2 protein-coding genes are annotated in these 3,612 nt (G+C 45.0%); one reads left to right on the forward strand and one right to left on the reverse strand.

The window, feature by feature from the left end:
• Positions 1–2,026 (forward strand): ABC transporter permease (locus E1163_RS01700; protein WP_155168822.1); only part of this gene is annotated, 2,026 nt, incomplete at its 5' end.
• Positions 2,027–2,066: 40 nt separating this feature from the next.
• On the opposite strand, the gene E1163_RS30300 is transcribed toward E1163_RS01700, so the two are convergent.
• On the reverse strand, positions 2,067–3,612 hold a 1,546-nt coding region (locus E1163_RS30300), incomplete at its 5' end, for a hypothetical protein (RefSeq protein WP_221417903.1).

Genomic DNA, 3,612 nt, shown 5'->3' on the forward strand with positions numbered 1-3,612 from the left:
ATTCGTTGAACGTGGTAGTTATGTAGATAAAGATTTCTTTAATATTTTCTCATTCGACCTGGTGAAAGGAGATCCGGAGAAGGCGCTTGACCAGATTAACTCCCTGGTGATCAGTGAAAAATTGGCCAATAAGTATTTTGGCAATGACAATCCTCTCGGGAAAGCCATACAGTTTAATGGTAAGGAAGATATGCTCATAACCGGGGTAATGAAGGACGTGCCGCATAACTCTCACATGCAGTTTGACTATGTGATGTCAATCGAAAAGTTTGGAGTGGGAAAGCCAGAGCTTCAAACGGATTGGGGTAGAAATTTTATTTACAGTTATGTAAAGACCGGAAGTGGAGCCAATATAGCTGTGCTCAACGATAAGATCAAAAACGAGATTAAAAAGAATAGCGAAGGTTCGGTTACGGATATCTACCTTCAGCCTTTGACAGATATACACTTGGGTGAAGTTAATTTTACGGCTGATATCTCCGGGAAGGGCAATAAAACCTATGTGCAGATCTTTTCTATAGTAGCAGCTTTTATTTTGCTCATAGCCTGCATTAATTTTATGAACCTTTCTACGGCGCGTTCTGCTAAAAGGGCTAAAGAGGTAGGCCTTCGCAAAACGGTTGGTGCCAGCCGTTACCAACTGGTCTATCAGTTTTTGGGCGAATCCGTAATGATATCTCTGCTCTCCATGATGCTGGCCCTCCTGTTTGTCGATATGCTGCTTCCGTCGTTCAATTATTTGTCTGGAAAGTCGCTGGACCTGGGTTTGCTTGAGGCGGGCCATGGTTTGAAAATGCTTATATCCATGATTGGGGCAGCTATTTTCACCGGGTTGCTGGCAGGGAGCTATCCCGCCATATTTTTGTCTTCCTTCCAGCCGGCCAGTGTACTGAAAGGTAAAAGTTCTAAAAGTGCAAATCCTGTTTTCAGAAAAGCACTGGTTATACTTCAGTTTACAGTGTCGATCGTTTTGATCATTGGCACCATTACTGTCTCCACACAGTTGGACTATATTCAGAATAAAAATCTGGGAATCGATAAAGAGCAGGTAGTGATCCTACAGTCCCTGGGAGAAAATTATGAAGTCTTTAAAAATGAGTTATTAAGCGAAGAAGGCATAGTGTCTGTAGGTGTCTCTGACCAGCACCCGGTTTATGTACAAAATTCCACTTCAGGTATTTCCTGGCCAGGGGCAAATCCTGACGAAACCATATTGATCCATACGCAGTCTGTTGATGCGGGGTACATACCAACCATGAAAATAGAGATAGCTGAAGGCAGACATTTTTCAGAATCGATTGTCTCTGATAGCAGCGCCGTGATTGTAAACCAGAAGGCCCTTGAAACTATGGGCTTCCAGGAGCCGATAGGGGCGCATCTCACTTATAATAATAAGGAATATACTATTATTGGTGTGGCTAAGGATTTTCACTTTAAATCGGCACATCAGCCTATCGAACCCCTTGTACTATTTATGGAAGACGAACACTTTGAGAAAATGCTGATCAAAGTTGATGGAGGGGCCGTAGCTCAGGCTATGTCAAAAATCCAGACCCAATGGGAGAAGCTCAATCCCAAGAATACCTTCAACGCCAGTTTTCTGGATGATGATTTCAATGAACTATATGCTTCTGAGGAAAGAACAGCCACACTTTTTAAATGCTTTTCCGCATTGGCCATTATCATTTCGTGTTTAGGCTTGTTTGGTCTTGCCTCCTACATGGCAGAACAGCGAACAAAGGAAATAAGTATAAGAAAAGTATTCGGAGCCCCGGTAGGAGGACTGTTCTACCTGGTCTCCAAAGATTTTACACTGCTTGTATTCATATCATTTATCATTTCAGTGCCCATTGGCTGGTACCTTATGAACATGTGGCTCGATGCTTTTGCTTATAAAATAAATATGGGGGTATCTGTTTTTTTTATGGCTGGAGCTTCTGCGTTAATAGTAGCCCTTATTACAGTGAGCTATCAATCCATAAAAGCAGCAATGTCTGATCCGGCAAAAGTACTGCGCAATGATTAGTAAGTATGAATGCCGGAAGGAGCTGATCCAATAGTCATTTTTAATAGTTCTTTCTGCTGCGCTTGGTCGTAGTGGGAGAAGATGGCCTTACCACAGTAGACCTGGAGCGGTTAAAAGTAGACCTCTCCCAGGTGCTTTGGTGCTGCTCGCGGGCCCGGTTAAGCTCTACAGAACGGGAAGAAGGCTGTATAACCCTGATGTTTGGCTCAGTCCGGGATTGCACCTGGCTGCTACTTCGGGATTTCACCGTTTTTGTTTTTCCGGACAGGTAAGGATAGCGACCACTGTTTTCGTTCAGGTACTGCTCACGAGACACAGGTTCTTTGGCGTGTCCCTCAGCACGTTGGCGGTAACTCTCCTCAAAGTACCCATACTCCCTGATCTTCTCTCGTCTCAGCTCGCTGTTATCTTCATTGATAATGCCATCCAACACGCTGCCTCTGCTGGTTCTTCGGTATTCGTCGATCGATGAATTAAGGCTGCTGCTTCTGGAAGTGCCCACACCAGGCCGCCCGCGGTAATACCTGATAATGTAGTCAGAAAGGTACGGATACCGGTAGTAATGAATTGGATATTCGAAATACCAATGGAAGTAGTAATAAGAAGGTAAACCGAAAATCAGGATAGAACTTTGAGGGCCATAATAGTATCCCCAGTGATACCAATAGGGATAGCGGTACCAGTAAACATGAGGGAACCATGCCGGATACCCAAACCAGAATGGGTAAGGGTAATAATCGTAATAGATGTGAATATCAGTCCGGGCTACCTCTTCCTGCTTCTCTTCCTCCTGCTTTGGGGCAGGGTTGGGGTACATCGGATCGTAAATCTCATCATATCCGTTTTCATCCTTAAACTCCTTTGAAGCCGCTTCAAACTCAGCCAGAGCTTTTGGATCTTCCTCCAGACCTTTTTTCCAGGCCTCGGCATCTCTCAGGTGCTTTTGCGATACTGCCAGCCGTAGCGAGTCAGCTTTTGCCCTTACGTAATCAGGGTCCTGATTATAATATTCACCCACAATGATGGCCAGGTCTACATGTTCAACCATCACATGCAGCACTTCAGGAAACTTCAGCAGCAGCCTTACTTTGTCACGCGTTGCAGGTGGGTAATCCTGGAGAAGCAACTCCAATGTAGCATTGGCCTCCTTGTTAATGGCAGCCATTTTTTCCAGTGTTTGCAGACGACTTACACCATAGTTCAATGCAATTTCATGGATGTCCGAAGGGTAATCTTCCAGTATTTTCCTGATCTCACTTTTCGTCTTCTGGCCACCATCCACGATCTTCTCTACCAGGCCCGGGTAGCGCATCAGCTCCCAATAGTTTTGCTGCACCTGTTGCGACTGGTACTGAATCAACTCATGGAACGAATCCCTGGTATTGGCCTGTATGGCTCCTATTTTGACCAAAAGCTCAGGGTGGAGGCATGCATCTAAAATAGCTTCACGTATATCATCAGGGTAAAGCGCGAGAGCTTCTAGTTCCTCGCGGCTGTCACCAACCAGGCTTTTGAAGTCATAGATTGGCTTATCCTGCGCACCCGCCGAAAGAGCCATCAGCAGTAACAGCGGAAATAGATGTTTT

This window comes from Fulvivirga kasyanovii (assembly GCF_009711405.1).
GTDB classification, from domain to species: Bacteria; Bacteroidota; Bacteroidia; order Cytophagales; family Cyclobacteriaceae; genus Fulvivirga; species Fulvivirga kasyanovii.